Here is a 14250-nt window from a genome sequence, read left to right as displayed (position 1 = left end):
GGACCGCCCGGCGGACCGCGTGCGGAGCCCGAACGGAACGAGCCGTGCCCTGGCAGGGCACGGCTCGTTCCGTTTCACGGGACGCGGTGCGCCGGACGCGCACCGCCCCGCCAGGGGTCGCTCTTAGCTGTTCGCGCACGCGTTCCCGACGGCGGGGTTGAGCAGGCCGATCAGGTTGACCGAGTTGCCGCACAGGTTGAAGCCGAGGTCGAGGGGGACCTGGATGACGTTGCCGGAGAGCACTCCCGGGCTGTTGCTGGCGGTACCGATCGCGCCGGCGTCGGCCGCGGCGGTTCCCGCGCACGTCATCAGGGCCGCACCGGCCAGGGCCGCGGCAGCCGTCATTCTGATCCTCATGGAGAACTCCTGTCGCTCGAAGAACACGGGCGTTCCCACGGTGAGGGTCCCGGGCGCCGCAGAACACCGTTCCACCGCCGAATGCAGTAGGACTGTCAGCCTCACAGGGCGTGACATGCTCCGAACGGGGAAGGCGGCACGGGTAACGCCTCGCCGGGAGAGGTGACGGATCGTGACCGGACGGCCGGGGACCGGGGCCCCTGCGACAGGAGGACGTCGGCCCTGCCGGAGTTCCCGGCTTCGGCGCCCGCGTCAACGCCGTGCCGCCGCCCTCCGGGTACTCGCCGTGGACGTCACCGGCAGGCCGGCCGGACCTTCGCCCGGACCGGCTGACCACGGAGAACGCCTCGCCACGGCACGCGCACGGCCGTGGGCGGCCGGCGCCGCCGCCACGGCGGGACGGGCGCCGACCCCGCGCGACCGGGCATGATCCGGCTTGGCGATACTGAACGCACCCGCCGTCCTCGCTCTCAGATTGGCTCATGTCGAACTCTCCCTCCCCCCGCCCCGCGACCCCGCCCACGGTGTGGCCGGCCCGCGGCCGCCACGCCGGGCCCGCCGCGGAGGACGTCGTGCGGCGCCACCTGAAGCGGCTCAAGGCCGACGACGTCATCCACGACCACCTCGAACCGGAGCCCACCGGCCCCGGCGGCGAGAAGGTCTTCGAGGCCCGCTGGCTGGTGCCCGGCGAGGTGACCGTACGGGCCCGGCTCGCTCTGTCGCCCCTCGCCGGCTCCGGTTCCGGACTGGGGCGCGAGTGGGTGCTGATCGCGGAGGCGGAGCAGCCGTGGGACCCGCGGTGGCCCTCCCCCGCGACCATGTTCTGGCCGCAGGGCCCCGACGCCGGCTGGGAGTACGAGGCCGTCACCGGGCTGCGGCTCGGGGAGGTCACTCCCCTCCCGGACGACGACAAGGAGCTCAGGCGGGTCCTGCGGCACGCGGCGCGGGACACCTGGACGCTGCACCTCGTCGTCCACGAGGCCATGACGCCCGACGAGCGCGGCCGGGCGGCGGTGGTGCGGGTGCTGCCCGAGGGCCTGCGGCACCGGGTGGTGGAGCACCGGGCCGCGCCGCACCGGTTCAGGGCCGTGAACTGGGTGCTGGACGACTTCGGCGTCCGGTTGCCCCGCGGCGGCGCCCTGGTCCTGCCGGGCAGTCCGCCGCCACCCGGCTACGACGCACAGGACTTCTCGGTGCGCAGCGTCTTCCTGGACGGCACGGAACCCACCGAACTCATCGACGCCGTCAAGCGTTTCGCCGCGCTGCCCAGGCCCCTGCCGAACGGCGCCGACCGGGCCCTCACCGCGCTGCGCGAGGAATGGCAGCTACTGACCCTGGAAGAAGAACTCGCCCGGGCGCGCGAGCTCGTCACCATGTACTCCGAGGCCCTGGAGGCGATGACGAAGTCCCGGGACCTGTACCGGGAGGCCGCCGAGCGCGCCCACGAGGCCCTCGCCGTGTACCGGGAGTCGGAGGCCGAGGGCACGCTGCCCGCCGGGAAGCAGGCCCGTACGGCCGCGGGGTCCCCCTTCCAGCAGTTGGCACGCGGACTGGGACGCCTGAAGGGCACCGCCCTGTCGCTGCGCCCGGGCACCACGCCCGAGCGGCGGTCGAAGGCCGGTGCGGCCCCCGACGACGATGGCGGATCTCCGGCCGGTGGGGACGCCGGCACGTCCCCACCGGCCGGAGGCTCGAAGCCGCGGACCGGGGACTGAACCCGGTCCACAGCGGCACGGATGCCCGGACTCGCCGGGCGCCGCGGCGCGGACACGCGGTCCGCGCGGCGGCACGTCCGGGAGGCCGCCCGGACGCGCCGCGGCGGAGCGGCTCCCTCGCGGGCGGCGCCGTCCGCCGGGCCACGGGTGTTCGTTTCCGAACGAGCCCTTCCCGGCACCGGGCAAGCGGTTCACGGGGCAGGCGGGTTGACGGCCCGTGAGCCCAGTCCGGCCGGCCGGGGCGGCGGATGTCGCTCGGCCGCCTGCACCATGAGCAGCAGCGAGAGCGCGGCCAGACTGGCCAGCGACGCGCACACCGCGGTGAGTCCGGCGCTCAGCGGTGGTGCCACCGTGATCGCCAGGGCTCGGGAGACCTGCGCCGGGGCGAACCTGCCCTCGACATAGCCGACTCCGGCCAGCACCGCCGGGACGACCGCTCCCGCCACCAGGGCCGCCACTCCGGCGCGCAGGGCCAGCGACACGGCCAGCAGTCCGCACAGCCCCGACACGGTGAGGGCGAGGAGGCAGACGAGCAGGGGGACCCCCTGCCAGCGCAGCGGGAAGTAGGCCGCGCCGCACACCACGAGGGCCGCCGCGGCCATCCAGCTGGGCCAGAAGGCGGGCCTTGCGGGCCGCTCGCCGGGCTCGCCCGCGGCCGTCTGCTCCTCGCCCGCGGCCACGCCGGGCGTCGCACCCGGTTCGTCGTACGGTTCGTCGGACCGCTCCCGTGCCAGCCGCCCGATCAGCTCCACGAGATCCTCGACCGTGCGGCCCGCGGCGGCCGCGCGGATCGCCGCCCGGCCGCAGTGCGGCAGTTGCGGCGGCCGATGCAGCAGCACCACCAGCCGGGTGACGTCCGCGACGCAGCGGCCGCCGACCGCGGCGCGGATCGTTTCGTCGGCGCTGTCGGCCGGCCGCGGCGGCCGGGTCAGCTCGGCGACCAGGCGGGCGACGTCCTCCACGGGCCGGTCCAGGGCGACGGCGCGCAGGGCGTGCCGGACGGCCTCGGCGTGCTCGGGCGATCCCTCCAGCAGGGTGACGAGCCGGAGGACCTCCTCCAGGGGCCGATCGTCGACCGCCGCCCGGACGAGGCCGCCGACCGGATCACCGGCCGCGCTCTCGCCGTCGCCGCGTCCCGCCATGCCGCCGGGCGGCCCGGACCAGTGGATCTCGTCGGTGAGGTCGATGACGGCCTGGTTCGTCTGGGATGGTGAAGAGCGGGTGGTCATGCTGGGCTCCATGGCAGGGGTGCGGCCGCTCCTGCACCCCCGAAGCGCGACACGCCTTTACCCCGCCATTACAAGGGGGCTGTCGCCGGGCGCGCCACCGGGACGACGCAGCGGGGTGACATCCGCTCATGGAAACGCCGCAGCCGGGCATCAGACAAGGAGATGCGCCGGTGAGCGGCACGACGAGGAAGGGCACGAACCGTGGACTCCACCGCGAAGGTGCTGCTCATGACCGCCGTCATCGCGGCCGTCGCGCTGGCCTTGGCCGCCGTGCTGGCCATGGCCGTCGTACTGCTCAGGCGTCTGGTGCGCACCCGGCGGGAGCTGCGCCGTGCCGGCCTGCCGACGGGGCCGCGCTGGGTCTTCTGGGGTGCCGTCCTCTATCTCGTCCTGCCCACGGACCTGTTGCCCGACCCGGTGTACCTCGACGACATCGGCGTCCTGCTCCTGGCCCTGCGTTCACTGCACGCCGCCGGCGGCGACCAGCTGCCCGCCCTGGCGCGGCGACCCGGACTTTTCGGGCGTCGCGGACAGCCGGACGCCAAGGACTACGCTCCGTAAGGAAACCATTCACTCGTTCGATTCGTATAAGTCTCGGGAACCCGAAACGAAGTCAGCGGGCCAAGCGACGCCACAAGCAGCACCACCGCTTGGTCGCGGCTGCACCGACAGGGGAGAGACGATGCAACCGTTCGCGCTCAACTACGCTCGTCCGGCAGTGGAACGGGACGCCGCCACGCCGTACGCCTACGACTCCGGGCTGCAGTTGAACGTTCTCATGGACGGGCGGATCGCCGCATCCGACCACGCGCTGCTGAGAGAGCTGGGCACCACGACCTCCACGGCGGGCTCCAAGACGCACTTCGACGACTGAACACGGCCGCGGAGATGACCGTACTGATCCTCACCGGCGAGGAGGACGTGACGGCGGACATGGTGGTGATGCACCTGAACGCCTCCTCGACTCCGGTGGTCCGGCTGGATCCGGCCGACCTGACCGCGGGCGCCGCCCTGTCGGGCGAGTACGTCCACGGCTCCTTCGACGGCCATCTGTCGGTCGGCGGACGGCTGGTGAGCCTGAGCCGCCTGCGCGCGGTCTGGGTGCGCAGACCCGGAACTCCGGCCGCCCGTGCGAACCAGCCGTCCGCGTGGCTGACCGAGGAGGCGGCACAGGCGCTGTACGGAATGCTGCGCGGCTGCGGAGCCCGCTGGATGAACCATCCGGACGCGGCCGGGCGGGCCCGGCACAAGCCCTGGCAGCTGCGGCTCGCCCAGCGCAGCGGCCTGCCGGTGCCGGCCACGCTCATCACCACCTTCCCGCAGGCCGCCCGGGAGTTCGCCGAACGGTTCCCGGACCTGGTGGTCAAGCCGGTCTCCGGCGCGCATCCGCAGGAGCCGCCGAGGGCGGTGCCGACCAGCCGGGTCGCCCCGGACACGGACTTCGGCGCGGTGGCCTACGGCCCGACCCTGCTGCAGCGCAGGATCGCCAAGCGCGCCGACATCCGGTTGACGGCGGTCGGCGACACGCTGCTGGCCGCCCGCAAGGCGACCCCGGCGGACGCCGACCCCGGGGAGGTGGACGTCCGGTTCGCCACGTCCGGGACGCCGTGGCGGCCGGCCGAGGTCCCGCGGCGTGTGGCCGCGGCAGTGCTCGCCTATCTGCGGCAGGCCCAACTGTCCTACGGCGCCTTCGACTTCGCCGAGGACGCCGACGGCACGTGGTGGTTCCTGGAGTGCAATCAGTCCGGCCAGTTCGGGTTCGTCGAGGTGGAGACCGGCCAGCCGATCGCCCGGACCATCGCCGAGTGGCTGGCCTGCCCCGGGCCGCGGGAGCGCGAACACGCCAACGGCAGGCGTACGGCCGCTCCTTGACAGCGGCACGCCGTGCCAGGGAAGCGCCCGTACGTCTGCCGCGGGATCAGACCGCCAGGGGCAGGGCGCCGCCCCCGTCGGCGTCGGTGCTCACGTCCGCGTCCGCCGCGCGTCCGGGGGCGAGCAGCAGGGCGTCCGCCCTGCCGATGGCCTCGTGGATGCCGGTGGTCCCCATCATGACGCACAAGGTGTAGCTGACGTCCTCCAGCTCCCGGGCCGTCTCGGCCCGCTCCCTCTCCGCCTGAGCGATCTTCAGCGATGCGTACCGAGTCAGCAACGTCCTGACGACCTTCGGGTCCGGAACCAGCACGGAGCGCCCCTCTCTCGATTTTTGCTCCGTATGCCCGCGGCACGCCGTGCCATGCACGGCGACCGGCTCGCGGGCACATGTTTGACCGAATTCAGTCGATTTCCGGTGGCACGGCCACCGCTCGCCTCCGGGCGCCTCCGGCTCTACCGGCCGCGGTCCCCGGACCTGCGCCGCGCCGCGGCGCGGCGCTCCCCGGCGGTCATGCCACCCCACACACCGTCGTACTCGCTGTTGCGCAAAGCCCAGGCCCGGCACTCGCGCAGCACCGGACACCGGTGACACACCGCGCGGGCCTGTTCTATCTGACGCGTGGACGGACCGCTTTCCCCGAGCGGGAAGAACAACTCGGGATCCTCGAAGCGGCACGCCCCGCGCTCGCGCCAGTTCTCGATCGTTCGGACAACGCTCACCGGGACCTCCGCTGAACACTCGGCCGCACATTTTCCGGGCAGCTCCCGTCTGCGGCAGCAGGGCGCCGCACGACCCGGCAGAGGTATCCGCAATATAGGTGTTTTTCGGTCCCACGGCCATGACTGGGTGAACGCCACGCAGGATGCGAACAGGAGAACACTGCGCCGTGAGCCCCTCGGGGCGGACGGCCTGCGGCCACGGACCCACTCGGCGAGTGATTCTTCGTGCTGGTGGCCGAATCCGTGCAGTCGGTCCGGGCGGTCGGGGCCGCCCGGAGGTTCCGGAGGCCGGGCTCAGTCGGAGAGCGCGTCGGCGAGCTCCGCCGTGGCCGCGGCGATGTCGCGGTCGCGATCGGCCAGCAGCGCCGGCAGCGCGCCGCGCCGGGCGCGGACGGCCTGCCGCGCCCTGCGCTCCCAGACCACCGGGTTCTCCCGGCGGTTGAGGACCTTGGGGTAGACAGCGGCGACGCTCTCCCACTGCCGGGCGGCCGCGATGCTCCGGAGCAGCTGGATGATCTGCGGACGGCAGGTCACGCCCGGGAGGTGGGCGAGCTCCCACAGGAAGGGAACCGTGGCGGCGGTGGCCTGTTCCACCACGAAGCCGAACTGGCAGATCCGTCCGCGCAGATCGTCCAGCGCGACGCGGGCGGTGCGGGCGTCGCGCGAGGCCATCGTGTGGAGCAGCAGGGGGATGGCGGCCGCGGAGCCGGTGGAGTCCCTGATGTCGCTCCACGGCACCTGCCCCAGGGCCGACAACGGGGTCGCGCGGTCGGTGCGCTGAGTGCCGGGCTGTTCCGTCGGTACGGTGCGCATGGCGTCGTCCTTTCCGGCGGCGGCCGTATGGGGAACGGCGGTTCAGTGGGGCGGACGCGTCGACAGCTTCACCCAGACCGACTTGCCCGCCGGGGGCCTCGGGGTCCAGCCCCATTCCTCGGCCAGGGCGTCGACGATGCACAGGCCCCGGCCGTGCTCCAGCAGGCTGAAGCCCGCCGGAGTGCGGCGTATGGGCCGGCCGGCGCAGGGGTCGGAGACCGTAATGATCAACTGTCCGGCGTCGACGGCGAGTCCGAGCCACACGGCGGTGTCGCCGGGCGGGGCGTACGGCACCGCGTGCGTCGCCGCGTTGGCCGCGAGCTCGGTGACGATGACGGCGGCGTCGTCGGCGCGGTGGCCGACCGACCATCTGCCCAAAGTCTCGCGCGTGAAGGCGCGAGCCCGGGCGAACCCCTCCCGTCCGCAGTCGATCCGCAGCGCTGCGGCCGCGAGCGCGCCGGGGGTCCCCTCCGCCCACGGCGCGATCACGGCGGCCGCGCTCGGCACTTCGAGCTCTCGACTCACTGGTGAGGGCACGGCATCTCCCTGATGCGACGTCACCGAACAGCGTCCACAGGGGGTTGACGCCCCGGCTATTATCCACGCTGAAAGCGTCCGCGTGCAATTGCACGCGAAATTTCTCGTGAAAGTGCGTGCGGACGTGCGAACGTGAACAGCAAGGAGACCGCGGTGCCACCAGTGCGGAACGGAGTGCGGGCCAGTTCGCTGGACGCCCGCTGGATGAAGAGCCGGCACAGCAACGCCGAAGGCAACTGCGTGGAAGTCGCCACTCTGGTCGGCGGTGACATCGCGCTGCGCAACTCCCGTGACCCCGACGGCCCCGCGCTGGTCTACACCCCCGCGGAGGTGGCCGCGTTCCTGGCCGGCGCCAAGGAGGGCGAGTTCGACCATCTGCTGTGAAGCGGAACGAACTTGGCAACTTGCCCCGGCGAGTGCGCTCCGCAGCCGGACGGTGCGGTACGGTGACTTTTCAGCCTGCCGGTCTACTGGGAGTCAGGATGTCCGCCGAGCCACATCGCATCTCCCGCCTCGAGCCCTATCTGGACCGGTCCGAGCCGGCCCCGACTCTGCTGAAGATGCTGGTCGGCGTCCAGCTGGCGGGCTTCCGCGAGGACGCGGGCCTGTCCCAGGAGCAGTCGGCGCGCGAACTCGGTTTCAGCGCCGCGAAGCTCTCGCGCATCGAGTCGGGCAAGGGACGCCGCCCTCCGGCCGAGGGCGACGTCCGCGCCCTGCTGAAGCTGTACGGCACCGACGAGTACGAGTCCTCGGTCCTGCTCAGGCTGCTGCGGCGGGCGGGCGAGCCCGGCTGGTGGCAGCGCTACGACAAGCGGCTGATGCCCGAGTGGTTCGACCGGTTGGTCGGCCTCCAGGAGGCGGCCGCCGCGATCCGCACCTTCGAGATCCAGTACGTTCCCGGTCTGCTCCAGACCGCGGCGTACACCCGGGCCGTGGTGGAGCGGGGTCTGCCGACCGCCTCGGCGGGCGAGGTACAGCGGCGCGTCGAACTGCGCATGCGACGAGCCCAGTTGCTGCTGCGCCAGGACGCGCCGCAGGTGTGGGCGGTCATTGACGAATCGGTCCTGCTGCGTGTTCTGGGCAGCCGCGAGGTCATGCGCGAGCAGCTCGACCACCTCGTCACCATGGCGCAGCGCCCCAACGTGACCGTGCAGATCGTCCCGTTGGACGTGACGAACGCGTCCGCGCCCGCCATCCCGATCACGTATCTCCGGTTCGGCGGCCTCGACCTGCCCGACGTCGTCTACCTCGAACACATCAGAAGCGCCAACTTCCTCGAGGACCGCGACGAGACGGAGGAGTACCGGATCGCCCTGGACCGGCTGGCCGACGAGGCGCTCACGCCGCACGAGACCCTGGCACTGCTGCGCAAGACCGCCAACGACCGTTACGCGTCCGCGTCCTAGCGAGACAGCGATCCGGCGAAGGCCCGGTCAAGGCGAACGCCCCGTCCACAACCCGGTGTCCGGGTCCTGGGCGGGGCGTCGTCGTTCGTGGCGGTGCCGCCGTACGCCGATCCGCTAGCGGATCAGGCCTATGCCGCCGAACTCCACCCATTCATGGGTGAGTTGACGAGGCGCCACCTCGGAGTCCGGCCGCCAGGTGGACACCTCCACCAGGCCCGGCTCGAGAAGCTCCAGGCCCTCGAACCATTCGGCGACGTCCTTCTCCTGGCGCACCCGGCCCCAATGCCCCTGCGTGGCCTTGTCCATGAAGTCGGTGACGAAGGCCCGCACCTCGGGGTCCTCGCTGACCAGCTGGCACATGAGCATGATGCTGCCGGGCGCGAGCCGTTCCCGTACACGCTCCACCACGGCGAGCGGACCGTTGGCGTCACTGTCCGGGATGCAGTGGAAGACCGAGTTGAACAGCACGGCCACCGGCTGCGAGAAGTCGATCAGGCGCTGGGTCTCGGGGTGCGAGAAGATCTCGTCGGTCTGCCGCAGGTCGGCGTGTATGACCGCGGTGCGCTCGTCCTGCTGCAACAGGGCCCGGCCGTGGACCAGCACCATCGGGTCGTTGTCCACGTACACCACGTGCGACTCGGGGGCGACGCGCTGGGCGACCTGGTGCACGTTGTCCTGCGTGGGCAGACCGGAGCCGTGGTCCAGGAACTGCCGGATCCCGTGCTCCTCGGCGAGCGTGCGGACGGCCCGTTGCAGGAAGCGCCTGTTGTTCAGGGCGAGCCGGCGGGTGCTGGGGACGACCTTGTCGAGTTCCTCGCACGCGGACCGGTCGGCCGCGTAGTTGTCCTTGCCACCCAGGTAGTGGTCGTACATACGCGCAGCCGTCGGCACGTTCTCGTCAATGTTCGTCGACAGCTGGTTCTCCGCAGGCATCAGTCCCCCAGATTCGCCGATTCCACCGCGCCAACTGGGCCGGTCCGACTGAGAGTACATCCTAGGGAAGCCGCGTCTTCCCAAACCAGCCCGGGGACGAACGGCGTCCCGGGAGGGCATCACGGTCTGTCCCGATCCTCACGAACTCTTCACCGGACGGCACTCATCATCCGCCCGGTACGGAGCACCCGGATCCCCTGTCGGACAAGGGGGTGTCATGGTCTTCGTCGCCGTTCTGCTGCTGCCGCTCGTGTCCGTGCTGCTGGTGGTCATGGACCGCGTGGAGGAGCGGATGCTGGATCCGGCTCCCGCGCGGGGCCGCCATGCCGGGCGCCGCGCACATCTGCGGCTGCTCCCGGGTGGCCGCCGCGGCACCGGGTCCGATGCCGGCCCGGTCGCGCCCCCACCGGACCCGGCCGCCGCCGACGAGCGGCGGCGGGCCGCCTGAGCCGGCGTGCGCCCCGGCCCGGCGGGCGTACGCCGGGCCGCGCCCGCCAGGCCCGATCCGTGCCCGCTTTCGTCCGCGGGCTTGCTCGGGCACCCGGTTCCTGTGACACGCTCGGTGACGACCGGCCCGTAAGGCCGGCCGTCACTCTGTCCGGCACAGTGGAGAGGCACCGGTATGCGCATCGGACTGCTCGGCACCGGCCCCTGGGCTCGGATGGTCCACGCTCCCGCCCTGAGCGAACACGGCGAGCTGGACTTCGCCGGCGTATGGGGGCGGCGCACGGCCGCCGCCAAGGATCTTGCCGAACGACACGGCACCCACGCCTACGACGACCTCGACGCCCTGCTGGCGGAGGTGGACGCGGTCGCCGTAGCGCTGCCCCCGCACGTGCAGGCCGACCTCGCGGTGCGGGCCGCGCGGGCTCACTGTCATCTGCTGCTCGACAAGCCGCTCGCCGCGACGGTGGAACAGGGCCGCGCTGTGGTCGGGGCCGTCCGGGAGACCGGCGTGGCCTCGGTGGTCTTCTTCACCACCCGCTTCCAGCCCGAACCGGAGGCCTGGATCGCCGAGCAGGCGGCCCGGGGGGACTGGTTCACAGCACGCGCGCAGTGGCTGGGCGCCGTTTTCACCGGCGACAGCCCGTTCGCCGCCTCGCCGTGGCGGCGGGAGAAGGGCGCGCTGTGGGACGTCGGCCCGCACGCGCTGTCGGTGCTGCTGCCGGTCCTCGGCGACGTACGGCGTGTGACGGCCGCCGCGCACGGCCCCGGGGACACGGTGCACGCGGTCCTCGACCACGTGGGCGGCGCGTCCAGCACCCTCACCCTGAGCCTGACCGCTCCCCCGGCGGCGGCCGGGGCCACCGTGGAGCTGCGGGGCGAGGCCGGGGTGACCCTGCTCCCGGAGAGCTCCGAGGACGCCGTCGCCGCCTACGGCCGGGCGACGGACGCGCTGCTCGCCGCCGCGCGCACCGGGCGCCCGCACCCGTGCGACGCCGCGTTCGGCCTGCGGGTCACCGAGATACTCGCGGCGGCGGAGGCCGAGTTGGCACGCGACGCGGACTGACTTCCCGGCGGGCCGGGCTTCCGGCGTGCGGTACCCGGTCCGGCGTAGCAGCGTGGTCATGTGGTGAAGCTGCTTGCCCCGGTCCGGCGCCGGGACCCGCACCGGCGCGGCTGGCTGCACGGCGCCCCGCCGCCCCGCTGGATACGTGTGCTGCCGGTCGTGCTGGTCCTCTTCGTGTGCGTGGTCACGCTGCTGAGCCCCAACCCGCTCGACATCGGCTTCCTGCTCGGCGCGATACCGCCGCTGGCCGTGCTGTCGTACGGGCCGGTGGCGACCGCGCTGCTGGGCACCACGGTGGTGACCCTGCTGAGCGTGCCGGCCTTCCAGCTGAACCGGCCGGGCAACACCGACCTGGAGACCGTCACCTTCGTCGCCGTGCTGAGCGTGTTCCTGTCCTATGTGCGCAGCCGCCGGGACGCGCAGCTCGACCTTGAGCGCACGGTCGCGGAGGCCGCGCAGCGTGCCCTCGTCCCGCCGCTTCCCTCACGGGTCGGTCCGGTGCGGTGCGCGGGCCTGTACCGGGCCGCGCAGCGCGGCACTCTGGTCGGCGGGGACTTCTTCGACGTGCGCCGAGGGCCCCAGGGGGTGCGGGCGGTCATGGGCGATGTGCAGGGGCACGGCCTGGCCGCCGTGTCCACCGTCGCCTCGCTGCTCGGCAGCTTCCGGGAGGCGGTGCTCGACCGGACGGACCTGCCGGGGGTGGCCGCCGCCCTGGACCGCCGGCTGGTGGTGGACTCGCAGGAGGTGCGGCACGCGGAGCTGTTCGCGACGGCCGTGCTGCTGGAGTTCGACGGGGACGCGGAGTCGGTGCGGCTGGTGACCTGCGGCCATCCCCCGCCGGTGCTGCTGCGCGACGGGCACGCCGAGGAGGTCGGCCTCGTGCCGTGGACGCCCCTCGGTCTCGGCCTGTCCGACGGCGTCCCGCGGCGCGGCGGGCACGTCCTGCCCCTGCGCCGCGGTGATGTGCTGTTCCTCGCCTCCGACGGCGTCACCGAGGCCAGGGACGCGGCCGGTGTGTTCTACCCGCTGCTCGACCGGCTGCCCCGGCTCGCGGCCGTCGACCCGGCCGAACTCGCCGACCACGTCATGGCCGACCTCCTCGCGCACTGCGGCACCCTCAGCGACGACGTGACGATGCTCGTGCTCGTGCCCCACCCGCCGGAGGACGACTGACCCCTGGCCGGGGCGGGCCGCTCAGCCCACGTCCCACAGGAACCGGTGGGTGTGGATGCCGAAGTACGGGAACGACTGGACCTGCCGGACGCCCTCGATGGGACGGACCACGTCGTTGACGAAGTCCAGCAGATCCCTCGGGCCGGGCGCGACCACCTCGGCGAACAGGTCGAAGCGGCCGGAGGTCAGCACCGAGTAGACCACCTCCGGGCGACCGGCCAGTTCGTCGGCGACCGCCCGCGGGTCGCCGTCCACGCCGATGCCTAGCAGCGCCATGGCCTGTCCGCCCATGGCCATCGGATCGGTCACGCCGACCACCTGGACCGTCTTGGAGTCCAGCAGGCGCTGGAGCCGCTGGCGGGCGGCGGACGCGGACAGACCGACCTTGGGGCCGAGGTCCGCGTACGCGATACGTCCGTCGGTCTGCAACTCGCGCAGGATGGCCCGGTCGATCTCGTCCACGTGCGTCGCTCTCCCTCTCCGGCCGGATCGCCCCAGCGTAGGCCCTGCCGTCAGCCGTGCGGTGCGGCCAGGGCGGCGGCGAAGATCTCGGTGTGCGCGTCGACGTCCTGCTCGGTGGTGTCGGGGAACATCAGCGCCATGTTGTGGAACGGGGTGAGCGGGATGCCCCGGTTGGCCAGGTAGAGGTGGAGGAAGTCCCCCAGCTCGCCGTCCGCGGCGGCGGCCGACTCGGTGCCGGTGCGCGGCGCCGGGGCGGCGAAGCGGTACGCGGAACGGGCGCCGAGGCGGCTGACCGACCAGGGCAGCCGGTGGGTGTCGATCCCGGCCAGGGCGCCGCCGTCGCCGCCCATGTCCACCAGGTCCAGGCCGGCACGGCCGAGGAGCCGCACGGCGAGGTCGGCGGAGAGCCCGTGGGCGCCGGCCGGGATGCCGCCGCCGATCGCCTGGCCACTGGTCAGCAGGTCGGGCTCCAGGTCCCGGGCGGCGGTGCAGCCGCCGGGTCCTGCGGAGAAGGTGTGCGTCTCGTCGTCGATGAGCAGCGCGCCGGCTGCGAGAAGCTCCAGCGGGCCAGGCCGAAGCGCCGGGTGCGTTCCGCGCCGGCCCGTTCGGCGTCCTCCGTGGGCAGCATCGCCGTCGCCCCGCCCAGCTCGGCGTACCGGCGCGCCACCGCCTCGGCCACGGGTGCGGGCGAGTGACCCGCCATGGCGCCCGTGTCCCCCAGGCAGAAGTCGACGTACTCGTGACCGGCGATGTCGGTGATCCGGGCGCCCCGGGCCAAGTCCAGGCAGCGGGGGAAGGCGCCGGCGGTCTTGCGGGTCCCCTTCGTCGCATGGCCGGCGCCCGCCTTGCCGACGGGGTTCGGGGGCCGTTCCATGGGCGTATGCGTCCCTGTGTAGCCGTCGCCGGGCCCGGAGAGGCCTCCGAGCGGGAAGTGGAACTCGCCCGGCAGGTGGGAGTCCTTCTGGCCCGGCGGGGAGCGGTCGTGGTGTGCGGGGGCCTGGGCGGGGCCATGGAGGCGTGCGCGCGGGGCGTGACGTCGGCGGGCGGTACGGTCGTCGGCCTGCTGCCCGGCCGGGACCGGGCGGCGGGGAACCCGCACCTGAGCCTCGCGGTGGCGACCGGTCTGGGCGAGCTGCGCAACGGGCTGCTCGTGAACACCTGCGACGCGCTCGTCGCGGTGGGCGGCGGCTGGGGCACGCTCAGCGAGGTGGCGCTGGCCCTGCGGGCGGGCAAGCCCGTCGCACTGCTGGAGAGCTGGGCCCTGCCGGACGCGCCGTCCGCCACGGGCGGGCCCCACGGGCCGGTCGAGGCGGCGACACCGGCGGAGGCCGTCGAGGCAGTTCTGCCCTCGGCTCGAGTGACCTGAGGCTCGAGCGACCGTAGGTCTGATGGAGACCGAGAGCCTGACTGAGCCTGAGGCTCAAGTTACCTGACAGTACGTCACCTATTTTTTTCTGTACGGGCAATTCAGACACTTGACACGGAAACGAACAGTAACTGGGCGGTTTCGTAGAGAAGTTGTC

Annotated in this window: 20 protein-coding genes; 10 read left to right on the top strand and 10 right to left on the bottom strand. The window is 73.0% G+C overall.

Features of this window, described 5'->3' with window-relative positions; genetic code table 11:
• Positions 1 to 123 precede the first annotated feature (123 nt).
• On the bottom strand, positions 124 to 357 hold the full coding sequence (locus tag TNCT6_RS31840; RefSeq protein WP_172633116.1) for a chaplin: 234 nt from the start codon (positions 355 to 357) through the stop codon (positions 124 to 126).
• Between the two features lie 482 nt (positions 358 to 839).
• Here TNCT6_RS31840 and TNCT6_RS31835 point away from each other — a divergent pair, with 482 nt between their 5' ends.
• Positions 840 to 2072: a hypothetical protein gene (locus TNCT6_RS31835; protein ID WP_141364559.1), complete on the top strand. Its 1233-nt coding sequence runs from the start codon at positions 840 to 842 to the stop codon at positions 2070 to 2072.
• 191 nt (positions 2073 to 2263) lie between these two features.
• Here TNCT6_RS31835 and TNCT6_RS31830 read toward each other — a convergent pair whose 3' ends face one another.
• Positions 2264 to 3301 carry a hypothetical protein gene (locus TNCT6_RS31830; RefSeq protein WP_172633115.1) on the bottom strand — a complete coding sequence of 346 codons (1038 nt, stop codon included), beginning with the start codon at positions 3299 to 3301 and terminating at the stop codon, positions 2264 to 2266.
• Positions 3302 to 3502: 201 nt separating this feature from the next.
• Here TNCT6_RS31830 and TNCT6_RS31825 point away from each other — a divergent pair, with 201 nt between their 5' ends.
• The 3 genes from TNCT6_RS31825 to tgmB all read left to right on the top strand — a co-directional run bounded on the left by TNCT6_RS31825 (position 3503) and on the right by tgmB (position 5173).
• The gene (locus tag TNCT6_RS31825) at positions 3503 to 3862 is read left to right on the top strand and encodes a DUF1232 domain-containing protein (RefSeq protein ID WP_225079453.1); all 360 of its coding nucleotides are present in this window, start codon (positions 3503 to 3505) and stop codon (positions 3860 to 3862) included.
• Between the two features lie 121 nt (positions 3863 to 3983).
• The gene (gene tgmA, locus TNCT6_RS31820) at positions 3984 to 4175 is read left to right on the top strand and encodes a putative ATP-grasp-modified RiPP (RefSeq protein ID WP_141364557.1); all 192 of its coding nucleotides are present in this window, start codon (positions 3984 to 3986) and stop codon (positions 4173 to 4175) included.
• A gap of 14 nt (positions 4176 to 4189) precedes the next feature.
• Positions 4190 to 5173, top strand: a complete 984-nt coding sequence (tgmB, locus tag TNCT6_RS31815; protein ID WP_141364555.1) for an ATP-grasp ribosomal peptide maturase — start codon at positions 4190 to 4192, stop codon at positions 5171 to 5173.
• Positions 5174 to 5219: 46 nt separating this feature from the next.
• Here the strand turns inward: tgmB and TNCT6_RS31810 are convergent, their stop codons facing one another.
• From TNCT6_RS31810 to TNCT6_RS31795, 4 genes are all read right to left on the bottom strand, one after another.
• The gene (locus tag TNCT6_RS31810) at positions 5220 to 5483 is read right to left on the bottom strand and encodes a DUF5133 domain-containing protein (RefSeq protein ID WP_141364552.1); all 264 of its coding nucleotides are present in this window, start codon (positions 5481 to 5483) and stop codon (positions 5220 to 5222) included.
• A 143-nt stretch (positions 5484 to 5626) separates the two neighbouring features.
• A complete protein-coding gene (locus tag TNCT6_RS31805) occupies positions 5627 to 5893 on the bottom strand; it encodes a WhiB family transcriptional regulator (RefSeq protein WP_301184408.1) in 267 nt (88 codons plus the stop codon).
• Between the two features lie 294 nt (positions 5894 to 6187).
• The gene (locus TNCT6_RS31800) at positions 6188 to 6706 is read right to left on the bottom strand and encodes a hypothetical protein (RefSeq protein ID WP_141364550.1); all 519 of its coding nucleotides are present in this window, start codon (positions 6704 to 6706) and stop codon (positions 6188 to 6190) included.
• Positions 6707 to 6748: 42 nt separating this feature from the next.
• Complete coding sequence (locus TNCT6_RS31795) at positions 6749 to 7243, bottom strand: ATP-binding protein (RefSeq protein ID WP_308789482.1); 495 nt, start codon at positions 7241 to 7243, stop codon at positions 6749 to 6751.
• A gap of 153 nt (positions 7244 to 7396) precedes the next feature.
• Between TNCT6_RS31795 and TNCT6_RS31790 the strand changes: the two genes are divergently transcribed.
• Positions 7397 to 7627, top strand: a complete 231-nt coding sequence (locus tag TNCT6_RS31790) for a DUF397 domain-containing protein (protein WP_141364546.1) — start codon at positions 7397 to 7399, stop codon at positions 7625 to 7627.
• A gap of 98 nt (positions 7628 to 7725) precedes the next feature.
• Positions 7726 to 8649, top strand: coding sequence for a helix-turn-helix transcriptional regulator (locus TNCT6_RS31785; RefSeq protein ID WP_141364544.1), 924 nt, complete (start codon positions 7726 to 7728; stop codon positions 8647 to 8649).
• Positions 8650 to 8763: 114 nt separating this feature from the next.
• Here the strand turns inward: TNCT6_RS31785 and TNCT6_RS31780 are convergent, their stop codons facing one another.
• Complete coding sequence (locus TNCT6_RS31780) at positions 8764 to 9582, bottom strand: SAM-dependent methyltransferase (RefSeq protein WP_141364542.1); 819 nt, start codon at positions 9580 to 9582, stop codon at positions 8764 to 8766.
• Positions 9583 to 9799: 217 nt separating this feature from the next.
• Between TNCT6_RS31780 and TNCT6_RS31775 the strand changes: the two genes are divergently transcribed.
• The 3 genes from TNCT6_RS31775 (at position 9800) to TNCT6_RS31765 (ending at position 12265) form a co-directional block, all read left to right on the top strand.
• Positions 9800 to 10030: a hypothetical protein gene (locus TNCT6_RS31775; protein WP_141364540.1), complete on the top strand. Its 231-nt coding sequence runs from the start codon at positions 9800 to 9802 to the stop codon at positions 10028 to 10030.
• A gap of 174 nt (positions 10031 to 10204) precedes the next feature.
• Positions 10205 to 11092 carry a Gfo/Idh/MocA family protein gene (locus TNCT6_RS31770; protein WP_141364538.1) on the top strand — a complete coding sequence of 296 codons (888 nt, stop codon included), beginning with the start codon at positions 10205 to 10207 and terminating at the stop codon, positions 11090 to 11092.
• A gap of 60 nt (positions 11093 to 11152) precedes the next feature.
• Positions 11153 to 12265, top strand: coding sequence for a PP2C family protein-serine/threonine phosphatase (locus TNCT6_RS31765; RefSeq protein WP_141364536.1), 1113 nt, complete (start codon positions 11153 to 11155; stop codon positions 12263 to 12265).
• Positions 12266 to 12286: 21 nt separating this feature from the next.
• Here TNCT6_RS31765 and TNCT6_RS31760 read toward each other — a convergent pair whose 3' ends face one another.
• The 3 genes from TNCT6_RS31760 to TNCT6_RS41235 form a co-directional block, all read right to left on the bottom strand.
• Positions 12287 to 12727 (bottom strand): Lrp/AsnC family transcriptional regulator, encoded by a 441-nt coding sequence (locus TNCT6_RS31760; RefSeq protein ID WP_141364534.1) that lies wholly within the window; start codon positions 12725 to 12727, stop codon positions 12287 to 12289.
• A gap of 50 nt (positions 12728 to 12777) precedes the next feature.
• Positions 12778 to 13116, bottom strand: coding sequence for a hypothetical protein (locus tag TNCT6_RS41240; RefSeq protein WP_253266293.1), 339 nt, complete (start codon positions 13114 to 13116; stop codon positions 12778 to 12780).
• 65 nt (positions 13117 to 13181) lie between these two features.
• On the bottom strand, positions 13182 to 13601 hold the full coding sequence (locus TNCT6_RS41235; RefSeq protein ID WP_253266292.1) for a hypothetical protein: 420 nt from the start codon (positions 13599 to 13601) through the stop codon (positions 13182 to 13184).
• Between the two features lie 6 nt (positions 13602 to 13607).
• Here TNCT6_RS41235 and TNCT6_RS31750 point away from each other — a divergent pair, with 6 nt between their 5' ends.
• On the top strand, positions 13608 to 14093 hold the full coding sequence (locus TNCT6_RS31750) for a TIGR00725 family protein (protein WP_141364532.1): 486 nt from the start codon (positions 13608 to 13610) through the stop codon (positions 14091 to 14093).
• Positions 14094 to 14250: the final 157 nt, after the last annotated feature.

It is taken from the genome of Streptomyces sp. 6-11-2 (assembly GCF_006540305.1).
Classification (GTDB): Bacteria; Actinomycetota; Actinomycetes; order Streptomycetales; family Streptomycetaceae; genus Streptomyces.
The sequence above is the reverse complement of the archived record's forward strand: the minus strand, read 5'-3'. Positions and strand labels throughout refer to the sequence as shown.

Bases quoted from the DNA above. Each gene is read 5' to 3' on its own strand.
- TNCT6_RS31840 (WP_172633116.1), bottom strand. From the start codon at position 357: ATGAGGATCAGAATGACGGCTGCCGCGGCCCTGGCCGGTGCGGCCCTG.
- TNCT6_RS31835 (WP_141364559.1), top strand. From the start codon at position 840: ATGTCGAACTCTCCCTCCCCCCGCCCCGCGACCCCGCCCACGGTGTGG.
- TNCT6_RS31830 (WP_172633115.1), bottom strand. From the start codon at position 3,301: ATGACCACCCGCTCTTCACCATCCCAGACGAACCAGGCCGTCATCGAC.
- tgmA (WP_141364557.1), top strand. From the start codon at position 3,984: ATGCAACCGTTCGCGCTCAACTACGCTCGTCCGGCAGTGGAACGGGAC.
- tgmB (WP_141364555.1), top strand. From the start codon at position 4,190: ATGACCGTACTGATCCTCACCGGCGAGGAGGACGTGACGGCGGACATG.
- TNCT6_RS31800 (WP_141364550.1), bottom strand. From the start codon at position 6,706: ATGCGCACCGTACCGACGGAACAGCCCGGCACTCAGCGCACCGACCGC.
- TNCT6_RS31785 (WP_141364544.1), top strand. From the start codon at position 7,726: ATGTCCGCCGAGCCACATCGCATCTCCCGCCTCGAGCCCTATCTGGAC.
- TNCT6_RS31780 (WP_141364542.1), bottom strand. From the start codon at position 9,582: ATGCCTGCGGAGAACCAGCTGTCGACGAACATTGACGAGAACGTGCCG.
- TNCT6_RS31775 (WP_141364540.1), top strand. From the start codon at position 9,800: ATGGTCTTCGTCGCCGTTCTGCTGCTGCCGCTCGTGTCCGTGCTGCTG.
- TNCT6_RS31770 (WP_141364538.1), top strand. From the start codon at position 10,205: ATGCGCATCGGACTGCTCGGCACCGGCCCCTGGGCTCGGATGGTCCAC.
- TNCT6_RS41235 (WP_253266292.1), bottom strand. From the start codon at position 13,601: ATGGAACGGCCCCCGAACCCCGTCGGCAAGGCGGGCGCCGGCCATGCG.
- TNCT6_RS31750 (WP_141364532.1), top strand. From the start codon at position 13,608: ATGCGTCCCTGTGTAGCCGTCGCCGGGCCCGGAGAGGCCTCCGAGCGG.